The organism is Thiospirillum jenense, assembly GCF_014145225.1.
GTDB lineage: Bacteria > Pseudomonadota > Gammaproteobacteria > Chromatiales > Chromatiaceae > Thiospirillum > Thiospirillum jenense.
Genome location: NZ_JABVCQ010000018.1, coordinates 1 through 12,914, shown reverse-complemented (window position 1 = coordinate 12,914; position 12,914 = coordinate 1). Strand labels below are relative to the sequence as shown.

The 12,914-nt window shown below is 50.7% G+C and carries 13 protein-coding genes; 1 reads left to right on the top strand and 12 read right to left on the bottom strand.

All coding sequences use genetic code 11. The features are described 5' to 3' along the window. Window positions 1-10 precede the first annotated feature (10 nt). From HUK38_RS09130 to rpsB, 10 genes are all read right to left on the bottom strand, one after another. Window positions 11-478: an OmpH/Skp family outer membrane protein gene (locus HUK38_RS09130; RefSeq protein ID WP_182584073.1), complete on the bottom strand. Its 468-nt coding sequence runs from the start codon at window positions 476-478 to the stop codon at window positions 11-13. Window positions 479-569: 91 nt separating this feature from the next. After that, complete coding sequence (gene bamA, locus HUK38_RS09125; RefSeq protein ID WP_182584072.1) at window positions 570-2,861, bottom strand: outer membrane protein assembly factor BamA; 2,292 nt, start codon at window positions 2,859-2,861, stop codon at window positions 570-572. Window positions 2,862-3,069: 208 nt separating this feature from the next. Then, window positions 3,070-4,449 (bottom strand): RIP metalloprotease RseP, encoded by a 1,380-nt coding sequence (rseP, locus tag HUK38_RS09120; protein ID WP_182584027.1) that lies wholly within the window; start codon window positions 4,447-4,449, stop codon window positions 3,070-3,072. Between the two features lie 4 nt (window positions 4,450-4,453). Beyond that, on the bottom strand, window positions 4,454-5,635 hold the full coding sequence (ispC, locus tag HUK38_RS09115) for a 1-deoxy-D-xylulose-5-phosphate reductoisomerase (protein ID WP_182584026.1): 1,182 nt from the start codon (window positions 5,633-5,635) through the stop codon (window positions 4,454-4,456). After that, window positions 5,632-6,447 (bottom strand): phosphatidate cytidylyltransferase, encoded by an 816-nt coding sequence (locus HUK38_RS09110; RefSeq protein ID WP_238787563.1) that lies wholly within the window; start codon window positions 6,445-6,447, stop codon window positions 5,632-5,634. Before HUK38_RS09110 ends, ispC begins: the two co-directional genes overlap by 4 nt. Window positions 6,448-6,488: 41 nt before the next feature. Further along, window positions 6,489-7,280 (bottom strand): polyprenyl diphosphate synthase, encoded by a 792-nt coding sequence (gene uppS / locus HUK38_RS09105; protein WP_182584025.1) that lies wholly within the window; start codon window positions 7,278-7,280, stop codon window positions 6,489-6,491. A 72-nt stretch (window positions 7,281-7,352) separates the two neighbouring features. After that, complete coding sequence (frr, locus tag HUK38_RS09100) at window positions 7,353-7,910, bottom strand: ribosome recycling factor (RefSeq protein WP_182584024.1); 558 nt, start codon at window positions 7,908-7,910, stop codon at window positions 7,353-7,355. A 101-nt stretch (window positions 7,911-8,011) separates the two neighbouring features. Further along, window positions 8,012-8,728 carry a UMP kinase gene (pyrH, locus tag HUK38_RS09095; protein ID WP_182584023.1) on the bottom strand — a complete coding sequence of 239 codons (717 nt, stop codon included), beginning with the start codon at window positions 8,726-8,728 and terminating at the stop codon, window positions 8,012-8,014. Window positions 8,729-8,736: 8 nt separating this feature from the next. After that, entirely contained in the window at window positions 8,737-9,618 is an 882-nt protein-coding gene (tsf, locus tag HUK38_RS09090; RefSeq protein WP_182584022.1) for a translation elongation factor Ts, read from the bottom strand. Window positions 9,619-9,799: 181 nt separating this feature from the next. Further along, complete coding sequence (gene rpsB / locus HUK38_RS09085) at window positions 9,800-10,543, bottom strand: 30S ribosomal protein S2 (RefSeq protein WP_182584021.1); 744 nt, start codon at window positions 10,541-10,543, stop codon at window positions 9,800-9,802. A gap of 519 nt (window positions 10,544-11,062) precedes the next feature. Here rpsB and map point away from each other — a divergent pair. Next, a complete protein-coding gene (gene map / locus HUK38_RS09080) occupies window positions 11,063-11,848 on the top strand; it encodes a type I methionyl aminopeptidase (protein WP_182584020.1) in 786 nt (261 codons plus the stop codon). Window positions 11,849-11,906: 58 nt separating this feature from the next. On the opposite strand, the gene sugE is transcribed toward map, so the two are convergent. Further along, window positions 11,907-12,227, bottom strand: coding sequence for a quaternary ammonium compound efflux SMR transporter SugE (gene sugE / locus HUK38_RS09075; protein WP_182584019.1), 321 nt, complete (start codon window positions 12,225-12,227; stop codon window positions 11,907-11,909). A 580-nt stretch (window positions 12,228-12,807) separates the two neighbouring features. Beyond that, window positions 12,808-12,906 carry a PepSY domain-containing protein gene (locus tag HUK38_RS15610; protein WP_420825167.1) on the bottom strand — a complete coding sequence of 33 codons (99 nt, stop codon included), beginning with the start codon at window positions 12,904-12,906 and terminating at the stop codon, window positions 12,808-12,810. Between the last annotated feature and the right edge of the window lie 8 nt (window positions 12,907-12,914).

Genomic DNA, 12,914 nt, shown 5'->3' with positions numbered 1-12,914 from the left:
ATTAAATTAGTCAGTGTTGTGCAAATTCTTTTTTAAGGCGAATAATGATTTCGTCCGATAAATCAATGCGTTTACTGAAATATACCACGCCCTCTGTCAGAATTAAATCAATATTTTTCTCTTTAGCCAATTGCCGTACCACTTCTTCTACTTGCTTGACTAATCGGGTGCGTAATTCATTTTTGCGCAAAGCAAAATCTTCTTGTAATTCTTCACGATCATAACGCAATCGCCGGGTGCGAGAGCGAATGTCATTACGCAACCGCTGCATTTCATCTTCGCTCATTAACGCGGCATTTTGTTCCAAATGACGTTGCAGTTTATCAATATCGTCTTGCCGGGCAATTAACGTCGCTTCACGTTCATTGATTTCGGCAAGTAACGCTTCTCGCGCGGCGGCGTATTGCGGTGATGCTTCAACAATGCGATTGGGGTTGACAATTGCAAGACGAATCTCTTCTGTATGAGCGGTTGGCATATAAATTAACCAGACCGCTATTGAATAGAAAATCGCTAATGTATGCTGATTAAAACGCATTGTAAATAAACGACAACAGAATTAAACAGGATTAAAAGTTTTGCCCAAATGAGAACTGAAACATTTGTGTTTTATCCTCATCTTCAGCATTGATCGGATAGGCAAAACTCAGTGCTAATGCACCAACTGGTGAGAGCCATGCAATTGAAATGCCAGTGGAATATCGCAAGTCTCCCAAGTCAAATCCCGTGCCACGAATTAAATCAGCATCCTTTGTCCACCAGACATTGCCGAAATCAAAAAAGGCGCCAAGTCGTAATGTCTTTTCAAAATCACCGCCGACCGGTGGCGGGGCGAACAATTCAAAACTGCCGCCTAATTTGAAATTACCGCCAACTGGATCGTATTCACCGGTGGCTTCGCGTGGCCCGAGTGTATTGGCTTTCCAACCGCGTACTGAATTGGGACCGCCGGCATAAAAGTTTTCAAAGAATGGCATTTGTTCAGTGTCGCCATAGCCATCGCCATATCCAATATCAGTGCGTAATGAAAAGGTAAAGCGGCGGGTTAATGGAATGTAATGTTGACTGCGATAATTCAACCGATAGTATTGTAAATCACTGCCCGGTACAGTGAATTCACCCGAGAGCCGTTGTAAGCCACCTTTATTGGGAAAAGTGGCGGAATCGCGTGAATCTTTGGTATAGCTGGCGACTAAAAAGAAGTCATTAAAATCTTCACCGTGTGTTGTGACAAACTCTTGCGCAAGGTCTGAATCATCACCGGCAAAAAAGTGAGTGAATTGATAGCGAATGGCTAATCCCGCTCGGCTAATATCCGAAACAGGTAAACTGAAGTTTAATTCGGCAACGCCAACGTCAGTAGCGTAATCAGCGCCAATGTATTGGTCAAAATCGGTGGTGCGATAACTTAAATCAAAGCCGCGACTAATGCCGTCAACAGTGTAATAAGGATTGGTATAAGCGAAGCGATACAGTTGATTACTGTCGCTGGTATTGAATGCGAAGGTGACGCGCTTGCCGGTGCCTAAAAAGTTATTTTGCGTGATGCTAGTGTTAAATAAAATGCCTTGTGATTGTGAATAGCCCACGCCCGCTAATAAATTGCCGGAGGGTTTTTCTTTCACACCAATATTAATATCCACCATGTCGGCGGCTTCTGGAACTGACGGTGTTTCAATCGTCACGTCATCAAAATACCCCAGCCGTTGCAAGCGTTCACGCGAGCGCCGTAATAAATCACTAGAAAACCACGCCGTTTCCATTTGTCGCATTTCGCGTCTTAATACTTCATCGCGGGTGCGCGTATTCCCTTTCATATTAATACGGTGAACGTAAGTGCGTTTACCGGGATCAACAAAAAAGCTCACCACGACTTGTTTCTTTTGCCGATCTATATCGGGAACGCTATTCACATTGGCAAAGGCATAGCCTTGTTCACCTAATAAGGCTGAAATGCGCTCGGCACTGTCAGTGGTGATTTTGCGTGAAAATACATCGCCGCGCCGCAAGTGAACTAATGGAAATAAATGTTCAGCGGGGACGGATGGATCACCCACTAATCGAATGTCGCTAATATGAAAAACGTCACCTTCGTTCACAGCAACGGTGACATAAATATCTTTTTTATCAGGACTGATGGTGACTTGTGTGGAAGTAATTTGAAAATCAATGTAACCGCGATCTAAATAGAACGAGCGGAGTGTTTCTAAATCGCCGCTGAGTTTTTCTTTCGCGTACTGATCGTTTTTGGTATAAAAAGATGACCATTTACTGGCACCTAATTTGAACTGTTTTAATAGGGTTTCATCATCAAATGCCTGATTTCCAATGATATTAATTTGCTTTAAACGAGTGGTTAAGCCTTCGGTAACTTCAATGCGCACACCAACGCGGTTGCGTTCTAATGGTGAAATAGTGGATTGCACGGTTACGCCGTATTTGCCGGCAGCGAAATATTGCCGCCGCAATTCTTGTTCAATTTGATCTAACAATAACCGATTAAATACCCGTCCTTCGGCTAATCCAATTTCTTTTAAGCCTTTTTTCAAATCTTCAGTTTTAATGGTTTGATTGCCGACGATATCAATGTGTGCAATTGCCGGACGCTCGCGCACTTGAATGACTAAGACATTACCGTCCCGCTTGACTTTGACATCATCAAAAAAGCCGGTAGCGTAAAGTGTGCGAATACAATCAGCCGTGACGCTATTAGTAACGCTGTCATTCACTTCAACTGGCAGATAATTAAACACGGTGCCGGCGGCAATGCGTTGCAGACCTTCAACGCGAATGTCGGTAATAGTAAAGGTGGCGGCAGTGGTTGGCGTAGTTAATATCACATCATCGGATGGATTTTCAATTGGATCAGGCGTGGTGACTGGTGAATTAACTGGCGCCGTTTTGGTGGCGGGTTGATTGGCATGAGCCGGCGCCAATGCCAACCAACAGAGCAACGGCACGGTGCAGTGTTTGAAATAAGTATTTTGACTTGACACTCGTCCCGTCTCCCGCAAATTTAATAATGAAATGCCATCAAAGTGTGAGGTAAATATTCGGTGATTTAACTAATTAATCGAATAATCTTACCACGTCCATATACAGCGCCAGCGACATTAAACTAATTAATAACACGGTGCCAACACGATTCATCTGTTCTTGAATGTTGATTGGAAATGGGCGGCGCGTAATGAGTTCATACCCCAAATACCAGAATAGATGTCCACCGTCGAGCATAGGCAGCGGCAATAGATTTAAGACGCCGAGACTGACACTTAATAATGCCAAAAAGTTAATAAACGCCCCAATGCCAAGCGTGGCTGTTTTACCCGCGGTGTCGGCAATTCCAATTGGGCCGCTTAAACTTTTTAATGACGCTTGCCCAGTGAACATGCGTCCAATAATTCGCAACGTTAATACCGATACATCGGTGAGTCGTTGCGCGGCTGCAACAGTGGCATCCAATGGACCCAACCGCACCAACACTTGCTGGGCTTCCAATTGTGCGGTCGGGATCGCCGGCGCGGCGCCAATCCGTCCAATCCTGCTGCCGTCCTCCGCCGTCGCAGCCGCCGGCGTGATGGTCAATTGCACCGTATCAGCGCCACGTTCCACCTGAAATTGCAGCGATTTTTCCGCATTTACCCGCACAATAGCAACCAAATCCTCCCAGTTCGCCACCGCCTGCCCATCAATTGCCGCAATCCGATCACCCGAGCGCAGCCCGGCTTGACCGGCGGGTTGGTCGGCGCTCACCTCATCCAACACCGGCGGTACTTCCAGTTGCACCGAGCGTAACCCTATGGCAGCTAACACATTTTGCCCCGGATCGAGCGGCGCCAGCGCACTGCCGGGCAGGTAGCGCGTGACGTTTTGACCGTCAGCCGTGCGCACTTGCACAGGCAAATCTTCGGCATCCAACGCGCCCTCGAGGACGCCAAACCACACCGCGCTCCACGTCGGCGTCGCGGCGCCGTCCACTTGCACGATCACATCACCCGGGACAAATCCCGCCGTGGCCGCGACCGAGGCGGGTGTCACAACCCCGACTTCCGGGCGGGTGCCAACTTCGCCCGCCATGATAATTAACCAATACGCAATGAATGCAAATAATAAATTGCACACCGGGCCGGCTAATACAATTGCGGCGCGTTTCCACACCGCTTGGCGATTGAATGCAAAGGGTAAATCTTCCGGTGCTACGGGATTATCATCATCCGCTCGTTCGCCAACCATTTCCACATAACCGCCAAAGGGTAATGCTGATAAAACGTATTCGGTTGGATCATTTGGGCGGTGCCAGGTGAATAGCGGGCGGCCAAAACCAATGGAAAACCGAATGACTTTAACACCTAACCGGCGCGCAACCCAGAAATGGCCGAATTCGTGAATGGTAATTAAAATACCAATGGCGATTAAAAACGCGGCAATACTAATCAATAGTTGTGTCATGGTATTAGCGTTGTAATGTCGTAATGAATTGCGTGGCACGAGCGCGGGCGGCCACATCCACTGCTAATAATTGATCTAAATCGGTGACGGGCGCGGCGGGCAATTGATCTAATACATGCGCGACCACCCGACTAATGGCTGTGAACCCAATTTGCTCGGCTAAAAACGCCGCGACAGCTATTTCATTTGCCGCATTCATAATCGCCGGCGCCGTGCCACCGGTTTGCGCGGCTTGATACGCCAATGTTAAACACGGAAACCGCTCCGGCGCGGGCGGTTCAAAAGTAAAATTGCCGCAAGTGAATAAATCAAGTGGTTTAACACCCGAGGTCATCCGCTCCGGCCAAGCCAATGCGTGGGCAATGGGTGTGCGCATGTCGGGATTGCCCAATTGCGCTAATACCGAGCCATCGCAGTATTGCACCATTGAATGAATCACGCTTTGCGGGTGAATGACCACCTGCACACGGTCGGGCGTGGTGGCAAATAACCAGCAGGCTTCGATCAATTCCAGCCCTTTATTCATCATGGTGGCCGAATCTACCGAAATCTTCCGCCCCATTTTCCAATTCGGATGCGCGCAGGCTTGATCGGGGGTAATGGCTTCTAATTCAGCAACCGGCGTGTGCCGAAATGGCCCGCCCGAGGCGGTTAATAAAATCTTCTCAACACCAGCGCGAGTTAAATCCCGCTGCGGCTGCACCGGTAAGCATTGAAAAATCGCATTATGTTCACTATCAATCGGTAATAACTCAGCGCCGTGATCGGCCACCGCTTGCATTAACAACGCACCCGCCACGACCAGCGCTTCTTTATTCGCCAATAAAATCCGTTTACCCGCTCGCGCCGCCACCAGCGTGGACATTAACCCCGCCGCGCCGACAATTGCCGCCATTAAATACTCCACCTCCGGCAGCGCGGCGACCGTTTCCAACGCCGCCGCTCCGGCCAAAATCTCCGGCGGGTTGGGCATGTCCGCCAGTGCCACGCGCAACGCGGCCGCGGCGGCTGCGTCCACCATCACCGCCACTTGCGGCTGGACAGCGCGACATTGTTGCGCCATGCGCTCGACGTTGCTGTGCGCTGTCAACGCCACCACGCGGTAGCGGTCAGGATGCCGCGCCAGCACGTCCAGCGTACTGACACCGATGGAGCCGGTTGAACCGAGTACCGCCACGCCGATCATAAGTATTTCTCCAGTAACAAAAATCCCACGACAAAGAGTGGCGCGGCCGCGATCATGCTGTCCACGCGATCTAACATGCCGCCGTGGCCGGGTAACAGGGTACCGGCATCTTTCACACTGCGCCGCCGTTTGAGCCAACTTTCGTACAGATCGCCGACGATGGACAGTAAAACGGTGACAATGCACAGGGCGTTCAGGGCGATGGCGTGCACTGGGGCGGGGGAGAGCGCGATGAGTAGAACGCCGCTCCACAGTACCGCGATGGCGACGCCGCCGCCGACGCCGGCCAGCGTTTTGCCGGGACTGACCACTGGTGCGAGTTTGCGGCGACCCCAGCGGCGGCCGGCAAAGTACGCGGCGGAATCGGCAAACCACACCAGTAGCATCAAAAATAGCACCAGCCAGCGGTTGCCCTGCTGGTCGAGCAATATTAACGCCAGCCAGCTCGCGGTTAATAACCCAATGCCGGTGAGCGCCAACTTGGGTTCAACGCCGCCGCTGATCGGTTGAATGTGGCGCAACTTGAACAGCGTCACGGTCAGCAGCAACCACCACGCCACCACTGGCAGCAGGAGTGGCAAATACCAACTCGGCGGGATCAGCCACCACGTCAACATCACCGCCGCGACGACGCTGGCCAGATAACTCAAGCGCCCGTTGGTGGTGGTCAAACCAACCAGTGGCGCCCATTCCCACGCCGCCAGCGCCAGTACCGTCATCAGTAGCAGGGCAAAGCCGGTGGTTGGCAGCACAATCACCAGCGCCATGACGCTGTTGCCAAGAATGAGCGCAAGCAGCCAACGCTGTTGCAATTCGGTGCGGGGGGGCGTGACGGGTTTAATCGTGAAACTTCCTAGCTGGAGGGCGCGGCGGCGATCTGCTCGCTGGTTAAACCAAAGCGCCGTTGACGACGAGCGAAAGCGGCGAGCGCGTGACTAAAGGCGGTGGCGTCGAATTCTGGCCACATCAGGTCAGAAAAATACAACTCGGCGTAGGCGCACTGCCACAGCAAAAAATTACTCAGGCGCTGCTCGCCACCGGTGCGAATAAACAAATCTGGATCGGGCAAATCGGCACTCGCCAAGCGGTCGGCAATGGCGCGCTCGTCAATCTGCTCGGGCGTCAACTGCCCCGCCAGCATTTCCCGCCCCAACTGCCGCACCGCTTGCGCAATATCCCAGCGCCCGCCGTAATTGGCCGCCACCTGCAACGTCAACTTGCGGTTATGTTGCGTCATCTGCTGGGCATCGGTGACCTGCGACTGCAATTTGGCGGAAAACGCGCTCAAATCACCGATCACCCGCAAGCGCACCTCGTTCGTGACCATGCGGCGAATTTCGCTGCGCAACGTGGTCATAAATAATTCCAGCAACACGCTGACTTCTTTGGGTGGCCGCCGCCAATTTTCGCTGCTGAACGCAAAAATGGTCAGCACGGGAATGCCGAGACGGATACATTCTTCCACCACCGCCCGCACACCTTTTGCGCCGGCACGATGTCCCGCCGTGCGCGGCAACCCCCGCTGGCGCGCCCACCGCCCATTGCCGTCCATGACAATTGCCACATGCAATGGCAACGCCGCCGGCGGGTCGAGCGTGGCATTGGGCACCGGATCAATTGCTCCGGAGTTGGCGGTTGCAGTCATTCATTCCCTACCGCTCATTAATGACAGCGCAATGTGCGTGAATTAAAAATCATTGGACAATTGAATAACGCGCTAAATTGCCATTAAATCCGTTTCTTTGCGTTCCAATACCTGATCAATTTCTTTAATAAATTGATCGGTCAATTTTTGTACCGCATCTTGGCCATGATGCTCATCATCCGTTGAAATCTTTTTATCCTTGACCAATTCTTTTAATTCTTGATTCGCATCACGGCGAATATTGCGCACCGCCACCCGCGCCTGCTCGGCTTCGTGACGGGCAATGCGTTGTAAATCCCGCCGCCGTTCTTCGGTTAATTGCGGCATGGGAACGCGAATCACGGTGCCGGCCGTATTCGGGTTAATGCCTAAATCCGATTGAATAATGGCCTTTTCGACCACCGTCACCATATTCCGTTCCCAGGGCGTGACGGTTAAAGTTCGGGCATCTTCAACGGCAACATTGGCGACCTGACTAATCGGCACTTCACTGCCATAATAATTGACGCGCACATGATCTAATAACGCCGGATGAGCGCGGCCGGTGCGGATTTTTGCCAATTCATGCCCGAGTGCTTCAACACTCTTGCGCATTCGTTCAGTGGTGGTTTTTTTAATATCATCCAACATATTTCATTATCCATGTTGACAAATCACCGTCGGATGCGGTGAACTTAAAAACCGCATCATTCGCGGCAACTTCATTGATGCGGTTCATCGCTCACCGCATTCTACGCAGTGATTAAAGACCCAATCGCCTCACCGGCAATCACCCGCGCCAGCGCACCGGGTTGATAAATGTTCAATACGCGCACGGGAATATGATGATCGCGGCATAACACCACGGCGGTCGTGTCCATCACTTGTAAATTATCCCGCAACACTTGCGCATAGGTTAATTGGGAATAGAAATGCGCGTCGGGCTGTACTTTTGGATCGGCCGCGTAAATGCCATCCACCTTAGTTGCTTTAATTAACAAATCAGCGCGAATCTCCGCCGCCCGCAAACTCGCCGCCGAATCAGTGGTGAAAAATGGATTGCCCGTGCCAGCGGCAAATAACGTCACCCGCCCGCGTTCCAGATGCCGCACGGCGCCGCGGGCGGTGTACTCCTCACACACCTGCTCCATGCGCAGTGCCGACAGTACCCGCGCTGCCACTCCGCACTGTTCGAGCGCATCCTGCATCGCCAGCGCATTCATCACCGTCGCCAACATGCCCATGTGATCGGCGGTGACGCGATTCATGCCCGCGGCCGCTAACCCCGCGCCACGAAACAGATTTCCGCCGCCGATCACCACCGCCACCTGCATCCGCTGCGCGGTCAAATCCGCAATTTCCTGCGCCAGGCGGGTGAGCAACTGCGGATCAATGCCGTGCGATTGACCGCCCAGCAACGCCTCGCCGCTGAGTTTGAGCAAAATACGCCGATACTGCGGAGTAGTCATGGTAGTTACTAACGCCCTTGCGCTTGCGCCTGCACTTCGGCAGCAAAATCCTCGGTTTTTTTTGCAATGCCCTCGCCGACTTCGAGTCGGGCAAAACGCACCACGCGAGCGCCGGCCTGTTTCAACAGGTCAGCCACCGTCTGATCGGGATTTTTGACGAAATGTTGCCCCAACAGCGTCACTTCCTCCAAATATTTGCGAATGCGCCCTTCGACCATTTTTTCCATAATGGACGCGGGTTTACCGCTATCGGCTGCTTGAGCGCGGAAAATTTCGCGTTCCTTATCCAACAACTCGGCCGGCACCTGCTCGGCGCTGACACACAGTGGATTGCTGGCGGCAATGTGCATCGCCACGTCGCGCCCGAGCGCCGCGTCGCCACCGACCAATTCAATCACGACGCCGATGCGGTTGCCGTGACTGTAATGATGACACACGCCCTCGGCTTGATCGAAGCGCACGAGGCGGCGGACTTGGATATTTTCACCGATTTTACTAATCAACGCCGCCCGCGCTGCGTCAACCGTCATGCCCGAGTCAAGTGGCTGCACCGCCAGCGCCTCGGCATCCGCCGCATCACACGCCAGCGCACACTCGGCGACCGTGTTGGCAAAGGCGGTGAAATTGGCGTCTTTGGCGACGAAATCGGTCTCGCTGTTGATTTCCACCAGCACCGCCCGCTTGCCGTCGGCCGTCACGCGCACGGCAATTACGCCATCAGCAGCGGTGCGGCCAGCTTTTTTCGCCGCTTTGGCTTGACCCGATTTGCGCATCGCTTCAATTGCCGCTTCAATATCGCCATTGGTTTCCACCAATGCAGCTTTACATTCCATCATGCCAGCGCCGGTGCGCTCGCGTAATTCTTTCACTAATCCGGCAGTAATTGCCATAATCACTCATTCCTAAAATAAAGCGGGGGTGGTTCATTGCACAAATTGCACAATTCAATTGCGGCTTCACCCGCCACGCCCGTTAAAACAAAAGCATTATCATCAGCAGTATCATTAACGCCAATTGCAACCGCTCGATTAAAAAAATGCCACGAATTCAATGGCGCATAATTCAATTGCGTTATTCGGCATCCGCCAATGCTTCAAACCCATCTGGATCACGGCGGCCGGACATGGCGGCGGCGGTTTGACGCCCATCGAGAATGGCATCCGCCGCGCCTTCTAAATACAAGGTGACGGCGCGAATCGCATCATCATTGCCCGGCACGACATAATCAATTGCGCTGGGATCATTATTCGTATCCACCACGCCGACCACTGGAATCGCCAATTTATTCGCCTCACTGACGGCAATGCGTTCATGGCCGACATCAATCACGAATAACGCATCGGGTAAATGCGACATGTGTTTAATCCCGCCCAGACTTAATTCGAGTTTATCCAATTCACGCCGCAGCGTGAGCGCCTCTTTTTTACCGAAGCGTTCAATTGAGCCATCTTCAAACATCGCCTCCAAATCCTTGAGACGTTGAATAGACTTGCGCACCGTTTGGAAATTAGTCAACATACCGCCGAGCCAACGATGATTGACATACGGCATTCCACAGCGCGCCGCATGTTCAGCGACTGGATCATGGGCAGCGCGTTTCGTACCAACAAATAATACCTTGCCGCCATTAGAGGCTAATTTACCCAGATAATTCGTCGCTTCCAAATATAATGGCAAAGTTCTTTCCAAGTTAATAATATGAATCTTATTGCGCTGACCAAAAATGTACGCCCCCATTTTTGGGTTCCAATAGCGGGTTTGGTGTCCAAAGTGAACGCCCGCTTGTAACATCGCACGCATGGTTATTTCGCTCATCATTCGCTCCAATTCAATTGGGTTAGACCTCCACGCAACCCCATAACGCAACCTGTCGCAGACAGGCACCCCGCGTCGCAGTGTCGGTTGGTGTGTGGTGTGATTTCAACAACGTGACTAGACTATCCAGTCACGACAACGACGCTCCCAGTGCATCAAAATTGCCGACAATTGCGCCAAGAACGACGCAATATGCCACATTTAACACCAAAATTGTGACAACGTGGTCAATCATTCAGGATTGATGATACTGGGGCGATGACTGACGCAATGGGCGAGTGACGCGACATTTGCGGCAGTACGGCACGTTTTATAACATGTTGCGATCACAATGGGCAATGGATTACCCAATAACGGCGCCCTCGATCACGGCGCATGGTTATCATGTTCAATACCATTTCGTCACCATTTTTTTAACCAGCGCGGCACAAAACAGGATGATCTTATCAAAAAATACGCCGAGGGTTTTTAGTCGTAAATTCTTCTGCCAAAATGCTATGAGGTTAACCCGTCAATCCAATGAGTGTTTCAATTAAAACAGCAGCTGAAATTGCCAAAATGCGGGTCGCCGGTCGCCTGGCTGCCGACGTATTAGAAATGATTAGCCCCTATGTCGTAGTCGGTATTACCACCGACGAATTGGACTACATTTGCCACGATTATATTACCCGCAAACAGCGCGCTATTCCTGCCCCGCTGCATTATCGCGGTTTTCCTAAATCCATTTGCACGTCAGTTAATAATCAGGTGTGTCATGGTATTCCCGGCACTAAACAATTAAAAAAAGGTGACATCCTGAATATTGATGTCACGGTGATTAAAGATGGTTATCACGGTGATACCAGTAAAATGTTCACCGTTGGCGACGTGTCAGTTTTAGCGCAGCGTTTAATTAACGTGACACAGCAGGCGCTCTGGGCGGGTATTACGCAGGTGCGCCCCGGCACGACCTTAGGCGATATTGGCCATGCAATTCAAACTGTCGCTGAAACTCAACGTTTTTCAATTGTACAAGAATACTGTGGGCATGGTATTGGACGAGCGTTCCATGAAGACCCGCAGGTGTTGCATTATGGCAAACGCGGTGATGGATTGGCATTAGCGGCGGGCATGTGTTTTACCATTGAACCAATGGTGAATGCCGGTAAGCGGTTTATTAAATTATTACCCGATGGCTGGACGGTAGTGACCAAAGATCGCAGTTTGTCGGCGCAATGCGAGCATACGATTTTAGTGACGCCTAATGGTTATGACGTATTGACTTTGCGCGCTGAAGAAGCGGCGTTTTTTAATTCGGCAGTCTAGTCATATTTGCATTAACACAACTCAGATCGGGATTAATCAACACCGCTTGAGTGGTTGATTAGACTGATGTGGTCAATTTTAATCCCACAATGCCCGTAATAATTAATCCCAAACTGATTATCCGCAAAAGACTGGCCGCCTCGCCCATTAGAATCATTCCAAGGACGGCCGTTCCCACTGCGCCCACGCCAACCCATACCGCATACGCTGTTCCGACCGGTAATGATTTCATGGCAACGCCGAGTAGAATAAAGCTCATACTCATTGAAAGTAGTGTGCCAATGGTCGGCCACAACCGAGTGAAACCTTCGGTGTATTTAAGCCCAATTGCCCAGCCAATTTCAAATAGACCGGCGATGATTAGAATGAACCAGTTCATAATAGGGTTGTTTTAACTCAAAAAATTAGCTAGTTAGCTGGATAAAAATTTCATAGTTCCGCACAAATAAAAGCCGCTTTGAAAAAATAATAAATCGCTTTAATCCAGAAATATTTTGCTTAACAGACAGGCGTTCTAATGCTAATTGTGGCAGCGTTTTTTTGATTCTTTGTATAGAATTGAGATGCTTTGGCACGGATATAGTCAATTCAGCATATTGGCGGGTGCCATTCGCTAATAACCTAGCCAAACGTATGATGCGACTGGCTAAAGTGAAGTTAAAAGTGATTGGTAATTTTTGTGCTCAAGCGGGTGCGCGGGCGTTTTAGGTGATTCGTTCTGCTTGGGAAACTTATTTGTTGCGAAAACTCAATCCATTTGAGCAATTCAGACTCGTATTTGAGGGTTGAGTAGTTACAAATTACTTTTATAATACCCTATAAACTTTAACACTACCGTTGTTTCAAAGCGGCTGCATTTCGTATTGAATCTGCATTATGTTTTTTTGCTTAACGGCTAAACTACATTGCGGTCAAGCCGTCGGCACCAGTTGTTTATTAGGCAAAATCGCTCAATCACTTTATGACTTTATTTCCCCAGTCATGGGGTTAATAATCAACTTGGTCTTTTTTCCATTCTTGTAAAGATCAACCTCCCAGAAACCATCGTCGAACTCAATTTCGGTAA

Bases quoted from the DNA above. Each gene is read 5' to 3' on its own strand.
- HUK38_RS09130 (WP_182584073.1), bottom strand. From the start codon at position 478: ATGCCAACCGCTCATACAGAAGAGATTCGTCTTGCAATTGTCAACCCC.
- rseP (WP_182584027.1), bottom strand. From the start codon at position 4,449: ATGACACAACTATTGATTAGTATTGCCGCGTTTTTAATCGCCATTGGT.
- ispC (WP_182584026.1), bottom strand. From the start codon at position 5,635: ATGATCGGCGTGGCGGTACTCGGTTCAACCGGCTCCATCGGTGTCAGT.
- uppS (WP_182584025.1), bottom strand. From the start codon at position 7,280: ATGACTGCAACCGCCAACTCCGGAGCAATTGATCCGGTGCCCAATGCC.
- frr (WP_182584024.1), bottom strand. From the start codon at position 7,910: ATGTTGGATGATATTAAAAAAACCACCACTGAACGAATGCGCAAGAGT.
- pyrH (WP_182584023.1), bottom strand. From the start codon at position 8,728: ATGACTACTCCGCAGTATCGGCGTATTTTGCTCAAACTCAGCGGCGAG.
- tsf (WP_182584022.1), bottom strand. From the start codon at position 9,618: ATGGCAATTACTGCCGGATTAGTGAAAGAATTACGCGAGCGCACCGGC.
- rpsB (WP_182584021.1), bottom strand. From the start codon at position 10,543: ATGAGCGAAATAACCATGCGTGCGATGTTACAAGCGGGCGTTCACTTT.
- map (WP_182584020.1), top strand. From the start codon at position 11,063: ATGAGTGTTTCAATTAAAACAGCAGCTGAAATTGCCAAAATGCGGGTC.
- sugE (WP_182584019.1), bottom strand. From the start codon at position 12,227: ATGAACTGGTTCATTCTAATCATCGCCGGTCTATTTGAAATTGGCTGG.